Here is a 19703-nt window from a genome sequence, read left to right on the forward strand (position 1 = left end):
TTGCCATGCCGAGAACCCGTCCCCCGTACCCGGCGGAGTTCCGCCGCCAGATGGTCGAGTTGGTCCGCGCCGGACGCGATCCGACCGACCTCGCCCGTGAGTTCGAGCCGTCGGCTCAGGCCATCCGCAACTGGGTGGCCGAGGCCGACCAACTGGAAGGGCGCCGGGAGGTGAAGCCTCCTGCCGTGGAGGCTGCCCTGTCGGCGAGCGAGCGCGAGGAGTTGCTTCGGCTGCGGCGCGAGAACCGTCAGCTGAAGCTGGAGCGCGACATCCTCTCTCGCGCGACAGCCTGGTTTGCGCGCGAGACCGGAGTTCTGCCGTCGGGATCTTCCGGTTCATGAGCGAGAACCAGGCGCACTTCCCGATCGCCATCATGGCGCGCGTGCTGGGCGTCTCGAAGGCCGGGTACTACGCTTGGTCCGGCCGTCCTCTCTCGGCGCGGGCTCAGGCGGACGAGGTGCTGCTCCGGCGCATCCGCACGATCCACCTGAGCTCGCGCCAGACCTGCGGCTCGCCACGGGTCCAGGCAGAGTTGCGTGACCAGGGCGAGGCCCACAGCCGCAAGCGCATCGCCCGGCTGATGCGACAGGCGGGTCTCGTCGGGGCATGCCATCGCCGCGGCGGGCCGGTGACGACGCGGCGCGACCAGGAGGCTCGGCCGGCCCCGGATCTGGTCGACCGCAGCTTTACGGCTGACGAGCCCAACCGGCTGTGGGTCGCGGACATCACCTACATCCCGACGAGGGCCGGGTTCCTCTACTTGGCCATCGTACTCGATGCATTCAGCCGCCGGATCGTAGGCTGGTCCATGGCGGATCATCTAAGAACTGAACTGGTGCTGGACGCGCTCGAGATGGCCGTCGGCCAGAGAAAGCCACGAGATGTGATCCACCACTCGGATCAGGGCTCGCAATATACGTCGCTGGCCTTCGGCAGTCGCTGCCGCGAGGCGGGTGTGCGGCCCTCGATGGGCTCGGTCGGTGATACTTACGACAACGCCATGGCCGAGAGCTTCTTCTCAACCCTGGAATGCGAGTTGCTCGCTCGCCGGCGCTTCCACTCCCGGCCCGAGGCTCGCATGGCCCTCTTCAGCTACCTCGAGGGCTTCTACAATCCAGTGCGGCGACACTCCGCCCTGGCCTACCGATCACTCCTCGTCTACGAACAGGAGCATCGCCCAAAACCCGCAACCGGGACCCTGGTCAGCCGAGCCCCATAACCGTCCACAGAAACGGGGCAATCCCATAGTGTCGCGTCGTGAGGTGCTGGCTGCGCCGAGAGCGGCTCGGGAACAGCCAGTCGCCCGCCCGTAAGCTGCGCGAAGTCAGCCAATCCGCAAGTGCCTCGCGTGTCGGCTCGGTGATCTCGAAGGGCACCGGCCTTCCGGTCTTCTGCTGGCACACCGTCGCGCGGAGGCGGACTGCATCGCCGAGGTGAACGTCGCTTACGCGTAGGCGGACAAGATCGCATCCACGCAGCTTGCTATCGACGGCAAGGTTGAAGAGGGCGAGGTCTCGCGTGCGGTTGGCGAGCTGCAGGTGGGTTCGCAAGGCCCAGATGTGCTTAGGCTTCAGGGGTGGTTTCGGTCCGACAATACGGCCACGGTTCCAAGGAACACGCGTGGTAGACGGAATGGTTGAGGTTTCCTGCATGACAAGCTCCTTGGTTGAGGAGCAAGTCAGGAGACGTCTGCCGATGCCGCTGAGTCTAACTCTGTTGGCGGTTTGGTTCTGAGAAAGCCGACAAGAGAGTCGTGGAAGCTGATCCGTCACCTCAGACCCGATAGTGCGCCGATGAAGGCGGCTGCACTCTTGCCGCCTTCGACCCCCGGCCAGGCCCCCTCCCCTTCCGCTCCCTGGGTACGCCCGCAACCATGTGCAGGTACGTGACCATGCGCCGGCGGACCAGATCTATGCCTCCACGGACATGCAGACGGTTGCCGACTGAAATCTTGACAGTGCCCTCAGCCAGCATGCCGCCTGTTCAGTATGCGCCAGTTGCGGACCTTCTACAATGGCTCTAGAAACGGCTGCTCAACGCTTGATAGCGGATCTTCGAAGGCGGTCGATCGCGCGCCTTGAGCTCGGCTGCTTCCGAGCCCGAGGCGAGATTGCACCGCCGAAACCCGTGGCTGTCCCTCGACCGTCGGCCCGGCACCCGTCACGCAGCGGCGCGGGGCTCCAGGGTCCCACGCCTCGCTGAGGGCTCGCCGCTCAGGACCGACCGAAGCCGTAAAGCGTCGCCGGGTTGTCGACGAGGATGCGCCGCCGTGCAGCCTCGCTCGGAGCCCAGTCGGCGAGGAGGTCGAACAGGCCGGCATCGTCCGGCATGTGCTTCTCGCCGCGATGGGGCCAGTCGCTGCCCCAGACCATCCGCTCCGGCGCCGCCTTCGCGAAGAGCCGGGCGACCTCGGTCGCGTCGGCGTAGGCCGGCGGGCCGCTCGTGGTGTTGAGGTAGGCGCCCGACAGCTTCATCCAGGTCCGGCCGCCATCGAGCAGCTTGAGCACGACCGGGACGGCGCGGTGGTTCAGCCCCTGCCCGGGCAGCAGGCGGGCGAGGTGGTCGATGACGAGCGGGGTCGGCAGGCGCGCCAGGACCTCGGCGTGGTCGGCGATCTGGTCGCCGGTCATGTAGACCTGGACGTGCCAGCCGAGGGGATGGACCTTCCGGGCCATCGCCTCCAGGCGCTCGGCCGTGGTGGCGCCCCAGGATTGCGGGGTGACGAAGTTGACCCGAATGCCGACCGCGCCGCGGGCGGCCATGTCCTTCAGCTCGGCCTCGGTCACGTCGAGGTCGACGACCACGACGGCGCGTGCCGACGCCCCGAGCTGCGCCACCCCGTCGAGGGTGGCGCGGTTGTCGATGCCGTAGGTCGACGGGGTCACGACGACGGTCCGGCTCGTGCCGATCCGCTTCTGGAACAGGCGGTAGGCCGCGACGTCGCTGTCGGCGACCGGCTGGCCCTTCCAGTGGGCTGAGGCGGGGAAACGCGTCGAGAAGATGTGGATGTGCGAGTCGCAGGCGTGGGCCGGCACCGCGGTCTTCGGCGGCTCGGTGCCGGCCGAGAACGGCACGGCGGTCTGGGCGAGGGCATCGCCGAGGGGCAAGGTGGCGGCGGCAAGAGCGCCGGCGGCTTTCAGCATGTCGCGTCGCGACGGATTGAACACAGCCGTCATGGTGACCTCCCCTTCTGTTCTTCTCTGCCGTTTGACCATTGAGCGCATCTCCCGTCTCCCGTGCGGGAGAGGGAATCCTGCGACTTGTCCTTATTGCGCCGCTTCGTCCGAAACCCGTCAGAACCCGTAGAGCCGGGCCGGGTTCGAGACGAGAATCTTGGCCTGCACGGCCGGATCGGGCGCCCACTCCGCGAGGAGGTCGAGGAGGCCGGCATCGTCCGGCTTGCCCTCGGCCGGGGAAGTCGGGTGCGGCCAGTCAGAGCCCCAGACCAGCCGCTCGGGCGCGAGCGCGACATAGGCGCGGGCAAGCCGGCCGCGGTCGGCGTAAAACGGCGGGCCTGACTTCGACAGGATGTAGGCGCCCGTCAGCTTCACCCAGGCGCCGCGGTTCGCGATCAGATCGGCGATGACCCGGAAACCCGGATGGTCGGGCCCGGCGGGCTCCGGCAGGTGGCCCATGTGGTCGAACACCACCGGGACCGGCAGACGCTCCAGCACGTCGCGCAGCTCGACGATCTTCTCGCCCTCGGAGACGAGCTGGATGTGCCAGCCGAGATCGGCGATCTTGCGGGCGACCGGTTCGAGATCGGTGATCGGCGCGCCGCCCGGCAGCCGCGTGCCGAAGCGCACGCCGCGGATGCCGGCCTCGTCGAGGCGGCGCAGCTCGTCGGCGGTGACACTCGCATCGAGCATCGCGACGCCGCGGGCGCTCGGCCCGAAGGCCTTTACCGATTCCACCAGCAATCGGTTGTCGGTGCCGTAGGTCGAGGGCTGCACCACGACGTTGCGGGTGAGGCCGAGCCGGCGCTGGAGCGCGCGATAATCCTCGACGCTCGCATCCGGCGGGCGCAGCGTCGCGGCCGGCGCCGGGGGGAAGCGGGCATCGTAGATGTGGTGGTGGCAATCGGCGGCGTTCGCCGGGACCGCGATCCGGGGCTTCTCGGTGCCGCCGGACCAGCGCACGGCCTGGGCGGCGGCCGGGCCGGCGCCGCCGAGCCCGGCCGCGAGGGAGCCGGTTGCGAGGAGCGCGAGGTGGTCGCGCCGCGTCATCGTGCTCATCGGTGCGCTCATGCGTGGGAGAAGAGGGGCTGGCCGGGAGCCGGCATCGGGACCGTGAGGATGCTGCCGGTGGCGGATTCGGTGATGAACAGGGTCTTCCGATCGGAACCGCCATACGCGACGTTGGTGGTCGAGATCCCGGCGGGCGACCTCACCCGCAGCAGCGGCTCGGCCACCGGCGACAGGCGCCAGATCGAGCCGAAGCCGGTATGGGCGACGATCAGGCAGCCTTCCTCGTCGAGCGCGATGCCGTCCGGCCCGCCCATTCCGCCATGAAGCTGCGCGAACACCCCGACCTTCGAGACCAGCCCGCTGGTGCCAAGCGGGATGCGCCAGATCTGCTGCGCCCGGGTCACCGCGACGAACAGGTTCTTCATCGCGGTGTCGACCACGATGCCGTTGGGGCTCGGCACGGTGTCGATCAGGCAGGTCAGCTCGCCGGAGGGGCGCAGGCGGTAGACCCGGCCCGTCGGGTCCTGGAGGCCGGTCTGGCCCTGGTCGGTGAAGTAGAGGTCGCCGTTCGCCGCGAAGGTGAGGTCGTTGACGCCCCGGAAACCCTCCGAGCCCGCGGTCTCGAGGAACGGCGTCACCGATCCCGAATCCGGATCGAGCAGCATGAGGCCGTTCTTGTAGCAGGTGATGAAGATCCGGCCGTCGCGGTGGATCTTCAGCCCGTTCGGCCAGCCGTCATACTCGGCGACGAGGTCCCAGGTCCCGTCCGGCGCGATCCGGAAGATGCGGCCGTGCGGGATGTCGGTGACATAGAGCCGGCCCTGGCGGTCGAAAACCGGGCCTTCGAGGAAGGAATCGATCGCCTCGCCGCCCCGGTTGGCGTTGGCCCAGGCCGTGGGTTTCCGCGTGCGGTAGTGGTCCGGCAGGCGGGTGAAGAGCTCGGCCGTGACGGCCGGCGGCGGAGAGAAGAACATCGGGTGCCTCGAAAGGGTTGGGACCGCGCGATCAGGCCGGGACCGCCTGCGCCCGCACGGAGCGGGCGTGCGAGCGGCTGATCATCACGACGCTGACGGCGGCCGCCAGGTCGAGGAGCGCCACCGGGAGAAGGCCCAGCGCGAAGCTGCCGGTCGCGGTCTTCACCAGCCCGACGACGTTCACCATCAGCCCGCCGCCGATCAGGTTGGCGATGGCATTGATGCCGGCGAGCCCCGCCGCCAGGGTGCCGGCCGAGAGCCAGCCGGCCGAGAGCGCCCAGAACGGCCCCTTGAAGGCGTAGGCGCCGACGAGGGCGAACGACACCGCGACGATCGTCATCGTGATGCCGCCCGCGAGGTTGAGGACGGCGAGGCCGAGTCCGGCGAGCAGCAGCGGGATCGCGGTATGCCAGGTGCGCTCGGCCCGGCGGTCCGAGTGGCGGCCCCACAGGATCATCAGGACAGTGGCGATGCCGTAGGGCACCGAGTTGACGAAGCCGGTCTGGAGGTTGGTGAGCCCGAACGACTTGATGATCTGCGGCTGCCAGACCGAGAGGGTGCTGCCGGTGGCCGAGGCCCCGGCGCAGACCAGCGCCATGGTGAGGAAGTACCTGTTGCGCATCAGCCCCCAGAGCGAGATGTGGCCGACGGGGGTCTTGCCCGCAGCCTCCTCGGCGAGGCGGGAGACCAGCCAGTCGCGCTGTGCGGGCTCGAGCCAGGTCGCGTCCTTCGGCTTGTCGGTCAGCACGAACAGGCAGGCGATGCCGAGCAGCACCGTCGGCAGCCCCTCCAACACGAACAGCCATTGCCAGCCCTTGAGCCCGAACAGGCCGTGCAGCTCCAGCAGCGAGACCGAGAGCGGCGAGCCGAGGAAGGTGGCGAGCGGGATCGAGACCGTGAAGGTGGCGAGGACGCGGGCCCGGTACCGGCTCGGCAGCCAGTAGGTGAGGTAGAGGATCGCCCCGGGGAAGAACCCGGCCTCCGCCGCACCGAGCACGAAGCGCATGACGTAGAGCGAGTGCGGCCCGGTCACGAGCGCCATGCCCATGGTGACGAGCCCCCAGGTGATCATGATCCGGGCGATCCAGCGTCGCGCCCCGACGCGCTGGAGCGCCAGATTGCTCGGCACCTCGACCAGGAAGTACGAGACGAAGAACAGGCTCGCGGCGAAGCCGAACATCGCAGGCGTCAGCCCGAGATCCTGGTTCATCTGCAGGGCGGCGAAGCCCACGTTCACCCGGTCGAGCAGGGCGAAGAAGTAGCAGACCATCAGGAACGGCACGAGCCGGAGGATCACCCGGCGCATCGTCGTTGCCTCGAGGGTCTGCGGCTCGTCTGTTGCGGCGCTCACGTCCCGTCCTCCCGAATTCCTGGTGTCTGTCGCGTCGTTCAGAGGCCTTCGCAGCCGGCCTTCTCCAGCGCGCGCTCGACCCAGGAGCGGTCGACGGTGCCGGCCCGGATCGCCGCCATGGTCTTGGCCTCGCCCTGCTGCTTGGCGGCGGCGGCGGCATAGACCGCCTCGACCTGGTCGAAGGGCACGCAGACGACGCCGTCGTCGTCGCCGACGACGAGGTCACCCGGCGCGATCACCATCCCGTCGAGGGCGACCGGCACGTTCATCTCGCCCGGCCCGTCCTTGTAGGGCCCGCGATGAGTGACGCCGGCGGCAAAGACCGGCAGCGTGTTGGCGCGGATCCAGCCGAGATCGCGCACGGCGCCGTTCAGCACCACGCCGGCGACGCCGATCTGTTGCGCGTGGCCCAGCATCAGCTCGCCCATCAGCGCGTTGGTGAGGTCGCCGCCGGCATCGATGACGAGGACGTCGCCGGGCTTGGCGCGGTTGAGGGCGGCATGCACCATCAGGTTGTCGCCGGGCCGCGTCCGCACCGTGAGGGCGACGCCGCAGAGCACGCCGCCGCCATGCATCGGGCGCAGGCGCGGCCCGGCATGGACCATGCGGCTCATCGAATCGCTGATGTTGGCGACCGCGATCGCCTTGAACTTCTCGACCGTGGCGGCGTCGACCGTGCGGGTGCGGGGATGGATCTTGAAGCCGATGGGCATGGGGGCGTTCCGGAGTTGAGAGCGTTGATTTCGCTCAAGGCATCTGACATCCACCGCGTCATTCCGGGGCCGCGAAAGCGGAGCCCGGAATCCAGACGCTCAGGTGGGAGACGAGAAGGCGGACAGCGTTCCGTATTCTTCGGAAAGAACTGCGGTTCTGGATTCCGGGCTCCGCTTACGCGGCCCCGGAATGACGATGGAGAGCAAGATTACCGTTGGCGGAGAATTGTCGCTGCACGATCTGGGATCAGTCCGGCTTCATCGCCTTCAACCCCGCCTTCTCGGCCATCGCCTCCAGTGCCTCCTGGTAGGTGGCCGGCACGAGGCCCTTGAAGTGGTCCTTGAGCCCCAGGCTCTCCTTCCAGCGCAGGCGCTGGGCGATGGCCCGGGCCATGATCGGCTCGACGCCGGAATCGGCGACCGCCTCGGCCGACATCTCCAGCTCCTCGGCCCGGCGCTTGGCGTGGATGACGCCGGACGGGGTCAGGCTCTGCACCGTGTCCATCCAGGGTCGGGCCAGGGTCTTCGAGGCGGAGGCGAGCACCACCTCGTCGATGCCGTATTGCCGGGCGGCGAGCAGCATCTCGTCGTGCAGCGCCTCGATGCCCTTGATCAGAACCGAGCGCAGGATCTTGATGCCCGACGCCGTGCCGAGGGCCGGGCCCATGAAGGCGATCTGCATGCCCCAGGGTACCAGGAGGTCGCGCACCCGCTCGCCGGCCGGCCCGCTCGACAGCATCCGCATGGAATAGCCGTGGAGCGGCGTGCCCTCGATCGCGCCGTCGCCGAGGAGCGCGCCGGTGGCCGACAGGCGCTCGGCGACGCCCTGCTTCACCTTCGGGGTGGCGGAGGCGAAGTCGAGGAAGGTGTGGCGCTCCGAGAGCACCGGCGCGAAGGCCTCGGCGCTGTCGAGGGAGGCGACGCCGGGCGTCACGCTGACGATCAGGTCGGCGGCCTCGGCGAGTTCGGCGTTCGAGCGCACCAGCGTGACCCCGGCCTCCCGCGCGCGGCCCTGGATCAGGTCGGCGTATGGCCCGTCGAACGCGTACTTGTCGTAGCAGGCGATGCGCTCGAGGCCGGCCCCGCGCAGGCCTGCGCCCAGCGTGCTGCCGATCTCGCCGTAGCCGACGAGGCCGAACCGGAATTGCGTGCGCTCGGTCATGGGTAACTCCAGTGATGTCGGGGTCAGTGCGCCGCTGCCGTGAGGCGGGGCGCGGGGATCGTCGTGGCAAGGCGGTCGCGCAGGATCTCGACCGGGTGCGGCAGCCGCACGCCGTCGACGATCTTGGCTTGCGAGCGGCACGAATAGCCGTCGGCGAGGAGGCGGCCGGTCCGGCCCTTGTCGGCCACGGGCTTCGCCCAGCTCAGTCCGTAGATGCGCTCGGAGGTCGCCCGGTTCTCGGCCTCGTGGCCGTAGGTGCCGGCCATGCCGCAGCAGCCCGAGGGCAGCACCGCGAGGGAGAGGCCGAAGGCTCGGTAGACCGTCGCCCAGGCCGTCACGGCGGCTCGCGCCGTCGCCTGCTCGGTGCAGTGCGCCAGCAGCCACCAGGGCTCCCCGTCGGGGTCGGTCGCGCGGGGATCGAGGCGTCCGGCGAGCCATTCCTGGACGAGCTGGACCTGCGGCAGGTCGCGGCCGGCCAAGACCTGGCGGTACTCGGAGCGGTAGGTCAGGGTCATCGACGGGTCGAGGCCGACGAGGGGGATGCCGGCCGCGGCGATCCGGTCGAGGTCGGCGGCGTTCGCGGCGGCGACCCGCTCGAACGCCCCGAGGAAGCCGTGGACGTGCAACGGCTTGCCGTTGGGCCGGAAGGGCGCGAGCCAGGGCCGGATCCCCAAGCCGATCAAGAGGTCGAGGAGCGCCAGCAGCACGGGCGTGTCGTAGTGGCTGGTGAAGGCGTCCTGCACCACGACGACGCTCGCCAGCCGCTCGGCCGGCGAGAGCCGCGCCAGGACCTCCGGATCGGCGAGGGCCACGCCGCGGCGCGCCGTCTCGCGCCGCAGATCAAGCCCGGACAGCATCGGCGCGTGGACGAGGCCGACCGCCCTCCCCGCCCCGAGCCGCATCGCCGCGTTGACGAGATGCGGGGCCTTCGCGAGCCAGGGCGTCAGCGGCTCCAGGGCCGCGACCGCATGGTGGCGCAGCGGCCGGAGGTAGCGGCCGTGATAGAGTTCGAGGAACTTCGCCCGGAAGGTCGGGACGTCGACCTTGATCGGGCATTGCCCGGTGCAGGACTTGCAGGCGAGGCATCCGGCCATCGCCTCGTGGACCTCGTGCGAGAAGTCGTCGTCGCGTCGGCGCAGGCTCGCGGCGAGGCGGGCCGGGAAGGTGCGCCAGCCGGGGCGGGTCCGCGCAGCACGGGCTTCCGCTAGCGGGTCGACTCCCTGCACCGCCAGCCGGCGCAGCCACTCGCGCATCAGCTGGGCGCGGCCCTTGGGCGAGTGCCGGCGCTCGCGCGTACCCTTCCAGGACGGGCACATCGCCTCGTCGGAATCGTAGGTGAAGCAGGCGCCGTTGCCGTTGCAGTGCAAGGCTTCGTCGTAACCCGCCCGCACCTCGGCGGGAATCGCCCGGTCGTGGCTGCCTTTGGTCGGCACGCCGTCGATGGTAAGAAGGTTGCCGCCCTCCGGTGCCGCGATCTTGCCGGGGTTAAACTGGTTCCCCGGGTCGAAGGCGGCCTTCACCGCCTGGAGCGCCGGGTAGAGCGGGCCGAACACAAGCGGCGAGAACTCGGAGCGCACGCCCTTGCCGTGTTCGCCCCAGAGCAGGCCGCCATAGGCTTGCGTCAGCGCGACGACCTCCTCAGTCACCGCGCGCACCAGGCTCTCCGCGCCCGGCGCCTTCATGTCGATCGCCGGGCGGACATGGAGCACGCCGGCATCGACGTGGCCGAACATGCCGTAATCGAGGCCGTGGCGGTCGAGGACAGCCCGGAACGCGGCGATGAAGTCGGCAAGGTTCTCGGGCGGGACCGCGGTGTCCTCCACGAAGGCGATCGGGCGCGCCTCGCCGGTCCGGTTGCCGAGAAGGCCAACCGCCTTCTTGCGCATGGTCCAGATCCGGCCGATCTCGGCCTCAGCCCGCGCGATCGTGTAGCCGCGCCGCCCCGCGACGGGTCCGGCCGCGTCGAGCAGGGCGGTCAGGCGGGCAAGCTGCGCTGCGACCACGGCCTCGCCGTCGCCGACGAACTCGACGAGGTTGACGCCGCGGGCCCGCTCGCCCGCATCGGTGGGGAAGAAGGCGGCGACGCCGTCCCAGACCGGATCGCCCTGGGCGAGCGCCAGCACCGTCGAATCGACGGTCTCGATCGAGGCCGGCGCGAGATCGCTGAGCGCCCGCGCATCGCGGAGCGCCGCGTCGAAACTGCCGTAGCGCATGACGACTAGGGCCGCGTGGCTCGGCAGCGGCAGGACGTTGAGCGTGGCTTCCGCCAGGAACCCGAGGGTGCCCTCCGAGCCGCACAGGACCGCGTTGAGGTCGAAAAACCCGTCTTCGCGCCGGATGTGGGCGAGGTCGTAGCCGGTGAGGCAGCGGTTGAGCGGCGGGAACTGCTCGGCAATGAGCGCGGCGTTCTCGCGCTGGATCCGGTCGATCTCCCGGTGGATGGCCCCGGCCCGGTCGCCCCGCGCCTGCACCACCGCGAGCCCGGCCGCGTCGAGGGGTTCGGAGTGCCAGACCGTGCCGTCGGAGAGGATCGTGGTGAGCGCCCGCACGTGGTCGCGGGTCTTGCCGTAGAGGCATGAGCCCTGGCCGCAGGCATCGGTCGAGATCATACCCCCGATCGTGGCGCGGTTCGAGGTCGAGAGCTCGGGGGCGAAGAACAGCCCGTGGGGTCTGAGCGCCGCGTTGAGCTGGTCCTTGACCACGCCGGCCTCGACCCGGACCGTGCGGCCTTGCGGATCGATCGCCAGGATCCGGTTCATGTGCCGCGAGAGGTCGACCACGAGCCCGTCGGTGAGGGACTGGCCGTTGGTGCCGGTGCCCCCACCCCGGGGCGCGATCCGCATCCCGGCGAACCGGTCCTCGGAGAGCAGTTTGGCGATCCGCACGAGGTCGTCGCGGTAGCGCGGGAAAGCCACCGCCTGCGGGGTGAGCTGGTAGATCGAGTTGTCGGTCGCCAGCACGGTGCGGTCGGCGCCCGACAGGGAGAGATCGCCGGCAAAGCTTCGCGCCCGCAATTCGGCGCAGAAGGCCGCGTGGAGCGGCGCCGTCTCGGGAAGGGAAGCGAGGCGCGGGATCATGATGGCAGCCCCCCGGATCAGGCCGCGACCGCGACGGGCCCGTCGGCCTGCCGGACCTTGCGGCCGAAGGCGAGCATCAGGACTGCACCGACCAGCAGGCAGGCGCCGACCGCGACGAGGGGCGCGGTGAACCCGCCGGAGAGGTCGCGCACCAGGCCGATCATGTACGGCCCGGCAAAGCCGCCGAGATTGCCGATAGAGACGATCATGGCGATCCCGCCGGCGGCCGCCCGCCCGGTGAGGAAGCTCGACGGCACCGCCCAGAAGGTGGCGACGAAGGAGTTGATGCCCATCACCGCCACGCAGAGCGCCGCTATGGTGAGGACCGGCGTCGGCGTGACGGCGCTCGCCACCAGGGCCGCCGCGCCCACGAAGAGCGAGATCGCCGGGTAGATCGTCCGGTCGCTGCCGCGATCCGACATCCGGCCCCACACCACCATGGCGACCGCGCCGCAGACATAGGGGATCGCCGTCACCACCCCGACGAGGGAGGTGGCGAGACCGAGCTGCTTGATGATCTGCGGCAGCCACAGGCCGATGCCGAGAGATCCGACGATGGCGCAGAAGTTGATGCAGGCCAGCATCAGGACGCGCCAGTTCCGGAGAGCCTGGGCCAGCGTCATCTTGTGCTTCTGCTCGATCGCCGCCTTCTCGGCCGCAAGCTTGGCGACGAGGGCGTTGCGCTCCGCCGGCGACAGCCAGGCCGCCTTCTCGGGCCGGTCGGTCAGGACGAACAGGCAGGCGATGCCCAGAGCCACCGCCGGCACCGCTTCGAGGATCAGGAGCCACTGCCAGCCCTTGAGGCCGAACCCTTCGAGCTGGATCAGCGCGCCGGAAATCGGCGAGCCGACGATGTTGGCGACCGGGATGCCGAGCAGGAACAGGGCGGTGGCGCGGGCCCGCACCGCGGAGGGGAACCATAGGCTCAAGTACAGGAAGACACCGGGCACGAACCCGGCCTCGCCCAGGCCCAGCAGGAAGCGCGCGATGCCGAACTGCACCGGGCCGGTGACGAAGGCCGTCGCCGCCGAGACCAGGCCCCAGGTGATCATGATCCGGGCGATCCAGATTCGCGCCCCGACACGCATCATGATCAGGTTGCTGGGGATCTCGGCGATGAAGTAGCCGAAGAAGAACAGGCCGGCCCCAACGCCGAAAGCGGTAGCCGTGAGGCCGATATCCTTGTTCATCGTCAGAGCGGCAAAGCCGACATTCACGCGATCGAGGTAGCTGATCACGTAACAGACGAACAGGAACGGCAGGATCCGCCACATCATCTTGCGATGCAGCGCTGCCTCGTCGACCGCACCCGGTGGTGAGAATGCCGGCTGCGCCGGTCCTGCCCGTGTCATGACGTTTGCTCCCTGCCGTTTTTGCAACGGCGTTTCATTTTGAGTAGCGGTGTCGCCTGGACGGGTCAAGCGCGTCGAATCCTGCGCGAACGTCGCAGGGGGGGAGCGCCCGGTCGGGTGGTTTGGCGGCGGCGCGCGGCGCCGCTAAGGGGAGCGACCGCGAAGCCCGAAACCCGTGAGCGTGAGACGAATGCCGAAAGAGGCCCGACCGAGACCCAAGCTCGAAGGCGTCGCCTCGGCCGAGCGGGTGCTGACCGTCCTGACCGCGTTTCAGCGCGGCGACGACGCGCTCGAACTGACGGAGCTCGCCCGGCGCACGGACTTGGTGAAGAGCACCATCATGCGGCTGTGCATCTCGCTCGAGAAGTTCGGCCTCATCGAGCGGCTGGACGACGGGCGCTACCGCCTCGGCGTCGAGGCGGCGCGGATCGGCTCGGTCTACCAGCAATCCTTCGCGCTGGAGGAGCGGGTGGTCCCGGTGCTGGAGCGCCTGGCCGCCGAGTCGATGGAGACGGCCTCGTTCTACATTCGCCGCGGCAATCAGAGACTATGCTTGTTCCGGGCCGACTCGCCCTATCCTCTGCGCATGAACGTCCGGCCGGGCGACATGCGGCCGATGGACCAATCGGCCATCGCCCAGGTGCTGGCGACCTTCGGCGATCGGGTGGACCCGGCGGCGGCGCCCGAGCTGCCGCTCTACACCTCGGGGATCACCGATCCCCACGTCGCCTCCCTGGCGATGCCGATCTTCGGTGCCGGGCGCCGGTTGATCGGAGCCCTCGCGCTGTCCGGCCCGTCCTCGCGCCTCAGCACCGAGCGGGCCGGTCTCCTGGCGCCGGGGCTCCGGGCCGCCGCCGAGCGCCTGTCGACTGAACTGGGGGCGCAGATGTGAAGCGAGGCAAGGCCGATCGTCAACGTCGCCGCCGCGAAGGTCCGGATCGTGCGGCCTTCCGGACGTGGGCGCCAAGGAAGCCGAGAAGCCGCTTCGGGTCAGGAGTTCGTCTGCCGCCTGGCGGCATGAACCGACCTGAGGCCTTCTGGCGCGGAACCGCCGCTCCTGACTCTGAGCGGTCCCGCAGCATCGAGCGCTACTCGCTTCAGCACTGCCGTTCATGGGCGATGCCAACCTAGAGAAATCCCGACCGTCTACGACCACGCCTGTTCACTGGACGGAAGATCAGATCATGCGTCGCGGGTTCAGCGCCGGTCGGGTTCATGAAGCCAGGCCAGCAAGGCATCGATAAAAACCCGCACTTTCGCCGAGAGGCTGTGACGACTGGGGTAGATCGCGTGAATGTCGATCAGATCGCCTCCGTGCCCAGGCCAGAGGCGAACGAGCCTGCCATCCGCGACCGGGGCGGCGGCGATAAAGTCGGGCAGGCGGGCGATGCCACCGCCGCCCACGACCACCGGCAACAGCGCCGCGGAGTCCGAGACGACCACCCCGGGCAGGAATTCCGCGCGCCCCACGGCGTCTCCGAACGGACCGGGCCCCCAGGTGGTTGCGCGGTCGGAATAGGCGATCAGCGTATGATCTCCGAGGTCAGCGACACTGGCGGGCGTGCCCCTGGCGGTCAGGTAGGCGGGGCTGGCGCAGGTCCAAGTTTCCGAGCTCATGAGGCGACGCGCGATCAGGTCGCTATCGGTCAGTGCTCCGACCCGGATCACGAGGTCGACGGGCTCCACGGGCATATCGATGAAGTGGTTCTCGACGTCGAGCACGACCCGCACCTTCGGGTTGGCGGCGAGAAACGCGGGCAGCATGGGTGACACCAGCGCCACTGCGACGGTGAACGGCAGGCTGACCCGCAAGGTGCCCCGGGCCACGCCTGCGAGGCCGTCGAGGGCGGCCGCAGCCTCGTCCACGTCGACGGCGATGCGCAACGCGTGCGGGTACAGCGCCACACCCGCATCGGTGAGGCGCAGGTGCCGGGTCGAGCGATCGACCAGCGCGGCTCCGACATCGCGCTCCAGCCGGGCGAGCGAGCGGCTGATGCTGGATTTCGGCACGGACAACGCGCGCGCCGCAGCCGACACGCTTAGCAGGTCGGCGATACGGGCGAAAGCGCGCAGGTCATCCAGCTGCATCGTCGTTCCAGTTCGGCAACAGCCTGTCGCGGTGCGCCCATCTGACGACGGGGGTGAGGGCCAGCCATAACACCCCGATCATCCGCAGGGGATAGGTCATGAACGAGGACGCGGGGGCGCCGTCCTCACCCCCGGCTCTGCGGGTTGACGAGGATTGTGCCATGACCGATGCCATCACGCCGTTCCCGATCCGAATTGAGGATGAGACCCTCGCGGACCTTGCCCAACGTCTCGCCCGAGTCCGCTGGCCCGATACGGGTACCGTCACGGATGGGAGCCAGGGTCCGCCACTCGGCGCTGTGCGTACGCTCGTCGACCGTTGGCGCAGCGGCTACGACTGGCGCGCCGCTGAGGCGCTGCTTAACGGCTGGGGCAGCAGCCGCACCACCGTCGACGGACTTGGCATCCACTTCCTTCACGTGCGCTCGCCAGAACCCGACGCGGTGCCGCTGCTCCTGGCGCACGGCTGGCCGGGGTCGGTCCTAGAATTCCGAGACGTCATTGGGCCCCTGTCGGATCCCGCAGCCCACGGCGGTGACCCGCGACACGCTTTCCACCTCGTGATCCCGTCGATGCCGGGCTTCGGCTTCTCCGACCAGCCGAACGCTCCGGGCTGGGGCGTCGTGCGCGTCGCACGGGCCTGGGGCGAACTGATGCAACGGCTCGGCTACGGGGAAGGCTGGATGGCGCAGGGCGGCGATTGGGGGGCGGCCGTCGTGACGGCTCTCGCGCACATGCGCGCCCCGGGACTCGCAGGCATCCACCTGAACATGGTCATGTTCCGTCCCGCCGACGAGGAAATCGCGGAGGCGACGGCGGAAGAGCGGGCGATGCTCGCCGATGCAGGGCGCTACTGGAGCGAGCATTCCGGATACATGCAGCTGCAGAATACGCGGCCGCAGTCGGTCGCTTTCGCGCTGGCGGACTCGCCGGTAGGCCTCGCTGCCTGGATCTATGCGCTATTTCGCGACGTGACCGACAGCGATGGTGAGCCGGAGCGAGTGATCCCGCTCGACCACATGATCGATGACATCATGCTCTATTGGCTTCCCAATGCCGGTGCGAGTGCTGCCAGGTTCTATTGGGAGAACGCCCAGGACCGAGCGGAAGGGATGTCTAACGCGCCGATCCCGATACCGGCCGGCATCAGCATGTTTCCCGGCGAAGCAGTGCGCCTGTCACGACGTTGGGCCGAGCGGCGATTTGCGGACCTGCGCTTTTTCAACGAGCCGACCAAGGGTGGCCACTTCGCCGCGATGGAAAACCCGGCCGCGTTCGTCGACGACATAAGGGAAACCTTCGGCCTCATCCGGTAAGCGCGTCTCCCCAAGCAGGCGGATCCGGCGCCGTCGATTGAGGGTCCGCTTCCCACCCCATGCAGTTGCTGGGTGGTGGCGGATCGCACGTTCGCGTGGGATCAGCAGTTCGCATGCCGCCTCGTCGGCTGTGCGCCAATTTTGAAGCCTGAAAGCAAACCTCCTTCCTGAAACGCCGCGGTCAAGTCGACCGCGGCGTCCAACTCATATCTCGGTCTGCTCAGACAGGATCAGCGCGTCATCGACTTCGATGCCGAGGTAGCGCACCGTGCTCTCCAGCTTGGTATGGCCAAGCAGCAGTTGGCAGGCACGGATGTTGCCAGTACGTTTGTAGACCAGTGCGACCTTCGTTCGCCGTAGGCTGTGCGTGCCGTAGGCTGCGGGGTCCAGGCCGATCAAAGCGACCCAGTGGTCAACAAGCCGACCGTAGTGTCGCGTAGTGAGGTGCTGACCACGCCGAGAGCGGCTCGGGAACAGCCAGTCGCCCGCTCGTAGGCTGCGCGAAGCCAGCCAATCCGCAAGAGCCTCGCGGGTTGGCTCGGTGATCTCGAATGGCACCGGCCTTCCGGTCTTCTGCTGGCACACAGTCGCGCGGAGGCGGACTGCATCGCCGAGGTGAACGTCGCTTACGCGTAGGCGGACAAGATCGCACCCACGCAGCTTGCTATCGACGGCAAGGTTGAAGAGGGCGAGGTCTCGCGTACGGTTGGCGAGCTGTAGGCGTGTTCGCAAGGCCCAGATGTGCTTGGGCTTCAGGGGTGGTTTCGGTCCGACAATACGGCCACGGTTCCAAGGAACACGCGTGGTAGACGGAATGGTTGAGGTTTCCTGCATGACGAGCTCCTGGATTGAGGAGCAAGTCAGGAGACATCTGCCGATGCCGCTGAGCCTAATGCTGATGGCGGTTTGGTTCTGCAAATGCCGAGAAGAGAGTCGCGGAAGCTGGTCCAGCACCTCAGACCCGATAGTGCATCGATGAAGGCGGGTGCACTCTTGCCGCCTTTGACCGACTGCCCAGGTCCCCTCCCCTTCCGCTCCGCGGGTACGCCCGCAACCATGTGCAGGTACGTGACCACGCGTCAGTGGACCAGAACTATGCCTCCAACGGACATGCAGACGGTTGCCAACTGAAATCTTGACAGTGACCTCAGCCGGCATGCCGCCTGTTCAGTATGCGCCATCAGGCGACGTCGGGTTGGTCGGTGCTGAGCCGCTGCTCTCAAACCCATGCGGACTTTGGAGCAGGCCGGCCCAGCAATTAACTCGGTAAGAGGATAATCTAAAAGCGGCGGCCATAATTTCACCGTATATGGCCAACCGAGTCTACCATTCCGGTTAGGTATCCCAGATGACAAGTATCTATAAAATTGCTATTACTAAATATTTATTATTACTTGCGAAATAAATATAAATTACACTCAAATACCGCCAATAAGTATATTAGACTGAAATGAGTCATTTTTATAGGATATTGATGTATTAAATAAAATATATATGCAATCAAATAAGAAATAATACCATTTGAAATACGTAAATCATATTATTCAATACGCTCAACCAAAAGTAAATGCATAGACGCGAGCGCCAGGACGATGAAAGCGAATCACGAAGGTGCGCTCGCGGACGTCGCCGGATTGGCGAACGAGCTGGTACAAACGCGTCGCCGAGATGACGCCGCCGCCGTCTGATCCGATGTCGGCGCCGTGATCCGCGCCGGGTGGTTCGGCGTCGAGAGACACGTCGAAAGGCACCGGGAGCCCGTCAGGTCCGGGCCCGACGACGAGGTGGAGGTCGCGCGCCCGGAAGCGGTACGTCGTGCTCCCGCCCGGTGCATCGAGCCTGGCGTATTCGGGGTCGATGGTCCAGTGTCCGGACAGCGACCACTCGTTCAACCGCGGTCTACCGGGGGTGTAGAGGCGTGGCCAGGGCGACACGCCTTCCGGCGACGCGAAATGCGTGGCCTTGTCCGAGCCGAGATAGGTCTCGGTGGACGCGAGATGAGCGAGGTCGGGAGCGGCCTCGATACCGGCCGCTCGCGTTGGCGTCGGTCCGCCGCCGGAGGCACGACCGCCGGCAGATTCGGCCAGGAGGGCCTGGACGGCAGCTTCCGACTGCGCGGTACCTTCCTCGCCGAACTGGTGATGACGGATGCGTCCCTGCGCATCGACGATGTACAAAGCCGGCCAGTACGAGTTGCGCAGGGCGCGCCAGAGCCGGAACTCGTTGTCGATTGCTACCGGATACGGCAGGGCGAAGTGCCGGATCGCCGCCGCGACATTCCCGACGTCGTGCTCGAAGGCGAATTCGGGTGCGTGGATGCCAATCACGGCCAACCCCTGCGCCCGGTAGCGCTCGGCCCATGCCCGCAGAGTGGGAAGCGTGCGGATGCAGTTGATGCAGGAATAGGTCCAGACATGGACCAGCACGACCCGACCCCGCAGGTCCTCGACCGTCTGCGGCTCGCCGTTGAGCCAGTGCGTAGCGCCCGCGAGGCTCGGCAGCTGACCCTCGACCGGGAGATCGCTGGCAGTCAGGGCGCGGGTCGGAGCGGCCCGAGCGGGATCGATGCGCAGCTCCGTCAGGATCGCGTTCTCCACGGCGGTCGTCGCTGCCGCAGGATAGCGCGCTAGCAGGTCCGCGTCGGCCCCGAGGGCGACCGCGGCAAGCACCACGATCATCGCGGCCCCGGCGATCTGGCGCAGGCGCTCGCCTAGCCCCAGATGCGGGCGGATCAAGGTGACCACCGCGCCGCCCAGGCGGACGGCCGCGGCGAGGGCTGTCGCGGCCCCCAAGGCATAGGCGACCAGCAGCGCCGTCGTGTGCCAGCCCGGCCCGTTCAGGACGGCCCCGGTGAGGACGAGGCCGAGGATCGGTCCGGCGCAGGGCGTCCACAGCAGGCCTGTGGCGGCGCCGAGCCCGAGCGAGCCTAAGGCCCCGTTCGGCAGGCGGGCACCCGGCTTGGCCGCGCGCCGCGACAGGATCCCGCCGAGGCGCACCAGGGGTCGGTGCAGCCACGCCGAGGCGCGGGGCGACAGGAGCGTGAGCGCGAAGACGGCGAGCGCACCCAACGCTAGGACGCGGCCGGCCGTGCCAAGCAACACCACGACACCACCCCCGAGGGTGGCTAGTCCGGCAGCCGCGACGAAGGCCGCGCCGAGGCCGACTAGGAACGGCAGCGTGCCTGTCAGGAAGGGCTGGTCGACCCGCGCGAGCACGAAGGGCAGCACCGGCACGAGGCACGGGCTGAAAAGGGTCAGCACGCCCGCGAGGTAGGCGGCGATGGCGAGAATCACGGGCGGGCTCCTGCTTGGTCCGAGCGCCCTTCCTCATCAGCCCCGCATGTCCCGCCTGTGTGCGGCGCCCCCGTTCCTTGTATTGCTCTGTAGCGGCCGCGCGATCCCGCCCAAGGATATCGGCCGGGCCGGCTACATTGCGTTACCGGAACCGGCTCGCCGGATGGGCCCGGCCCCGCTATCCCTGGCA

Annotated in this window: 15 protein-coding genes; 3 read left to right on the forward strand and 12 right to left on the reverse strand. The window is 68.4% G+C overall.

Annotated features, from left to right (window positions below; all coding sequences use genetic code 11):
• The first annotated feature begins 5 nt into the window (after positions 1-5).
• A protein-coding gene (locus F1D61_RS27480; RefSeq protein WP_203155243.1) for an IS3 family transposase occupies positions 6-1219 on the forward strand; the annotation gives its coding sequence in 2 pieces (ribosomal slippage) (positions 6-285 and positions 285-1219; 1215 coding nt in all).
• Here F1D61_RS27480 and F1D61_RS27485 read toward each other — a convergent pair.
• The 9 genes from F1D61_RS27485 to F1D61_RS27525 form a co-directional block, all read right to left on the reverse strand.
• Positions 1203-1652 carry a tyrosine-type recombinase/integrase gene (locus F1D61_RS27485; protein WP_203155244.1) on the reverse strand — a complete coding sequence of 150 codons (450 nt, stop codon included), beginning with the start codon at positions 1650-1652 and terminating at the stop codon, positions 1203-1205. The genes F1D61_RS27480 and F1D61_RS27485 overlap by 17 nt on opposite strands.
• Before the next feature lie 561 nt (positions 1653-2213).
• A complete protein-coding gene (locus tag F1D61_RS27490) occupies positions 2214-3176 on the reverse strand; it encodes an amidohydrolase family protein (RefSeq protein ID WP_203155245.1) in 963 nt (320 codons plus the stop codon).
• 117 nt (positions 3177-3293) lie between these two features.
• Complete coding sequence (locus F1D61_RS27495) at positions 3294-4235, reverse strand: amidohydrolase family protein (protein ID WP_203155246.1); 942 nt, start codon at positions 4233-4235, stop codon at positions 3294-3296.
• Between the two features lie 8 nt (positions 4236-4243).
• The gene (locus tag F1D61_RS27500) at positions 4244-5161 is read right to left on the reverse strand and encodes an SMP-30/gluconolactonase/LRE family protein (RefSeq protein ID WP_203155247.1); all 918 of its coding nucleotides are present in this window, start codon (positions 5159-5161) and stop codon (positions 4244-4246) included.
• Between the two features lie 31 nt (positions 5162-5192).
• Complete coding sequence (locus F1D61_RS27505; protein ID WP_432443181.1) at positions 5193-6512, reverse strand: MFS transporter; 1320 nt, start codon at positions 6510-6512, stop codon at positions 5193-5195.
• 38 nt (positions 6513-6550) lie between these two features.
• A complete protein-coding gene (locus F1D61_RS27510) occupies positions 6551-7225 on the reverse strand; it encodes an RraA family protein (RefSeq protein WP_203155248.1) in 675 nt (224 codons plus the stop codon).
• Positions 7226-7472: 247 nt separating this feature from the next.
• Entirely contained in the window at positions 7473-8387 is a 915-nt protein-coding gene (locus F1D61_RS27515; RefSeq protein ID WP_203155249.1) for a DUF1932 domain-containing protein, read from the reverse strand.
• 23 nt (positions 8388-8410) lie between these two features.
• Positions 8411-11464, reverse strand: a complete 3054-nt coding sequence (gene ydiJ / locus F1D61_RS27520) for a D-2-hydroxyglutarate dehydrogenase YdiJ (RefSeq protein WP_203155250.1) — start codon at positions 11462-11464, stop codon at positions 8411-8413.
• 17 nt (positions 11465-11481) lie between these two features.
• Positions 11482-12816: an MFS transporter gene (locus tag F1D61_RS27525; protein WP_203155251.1), complete on the reverse strand. Its 1335-nt coding sequence runs from the start codon at positions 12814-12816 to the stop codon at positions 11482-11484.
• A gap of 190 nt (positions 12817-13006) precedes the next feature.
• Between F1D61_RS27525 and F1D61_RS27530 the strand changes: the two genes are divergently transcribed.
• Positions 13007-13708: an IclR family transcriptional regulator gene (locus F1D61_RS27530; RefSeq protein WP_203155252.1), complete on the forward strand. Its 702-nt coding sequence runs from the start codon at positions 13007-13009 to the stop codon at positions 13706-13708.
• A 305-nt stretch (positions 13709-14013) separates the two neighbouring features.
• Here F1D61_RS27530 and F1D61_RS27535 read toward each other — a convergent pair whose 3' ends face one another.
• Complete coding sequence (locus F1D61_RS27535; protein ID WP_203155253.1) at positions 14014-14904, reverse strand: LysR family transcriptional regulator; 891 nt, start codon at positions 14902-14904, stop codon at positions 14014-14016.
• A 161-nt stretch (positions 14905-15065) separates the two neighbouring features.
• On the opposite strand from F1D61_RS27535, the gene F1D61_RS27540 reads away from it, so the two are divergent.
• Entirely contained in the window at positions 15066-16220 is a 1155-nt protein-coding gene (locus F1D61_RS27540; RefSeq protein WP_135414700.1) for an epoxide hydrolase family protein, read from the forward strand.
• A 204-nt stretch (positions 16221-16424) separates the two neighbouring features.
• Here F1D61_RS27540 and F1D61_RS27545 read toward each other — a convergent pair whose 3' ends face one another.
• Both F1D61_RS27545 and F1D61_RS27550 read right to left on the reverse strand, forming a co-directional pair.
• On the reverse strand, positions 16425-17054 hold the full coding sequence (locus tag F1D61_RS27545) for a tyrosine-type recombinase/integrase (RefSeq protein ID WP_135414701.1): 630 nt from the start codon (positions 17052-17054) through the stop codon (positions 16425-16427).
• Between the two features lie 719 nt (positions 17055-17773).
• On the reverse strand, positions 17774-19513 hold the full coding sequence (locus F1D61_RS27550) for a redoxin domain-containing protein (protein ID WP_203155254.1): 1740 nt from the start codon (positions 19511-19513) through the stop codon (positions 17774-17776).
• Between the last annotated feature and the right edge of the window lie 190 nt (positions 19514-19703).

It is taken from the genome of Methylobacterium aquaticum, assembly GCF_016804325.1.
GTDB lineage: Bacteria > Pseudomonadota > Alphaproteobacteria > Rhizobiales > Beijerinckiaceae > Methylobacterium > Methylobacterium aquaticum_C.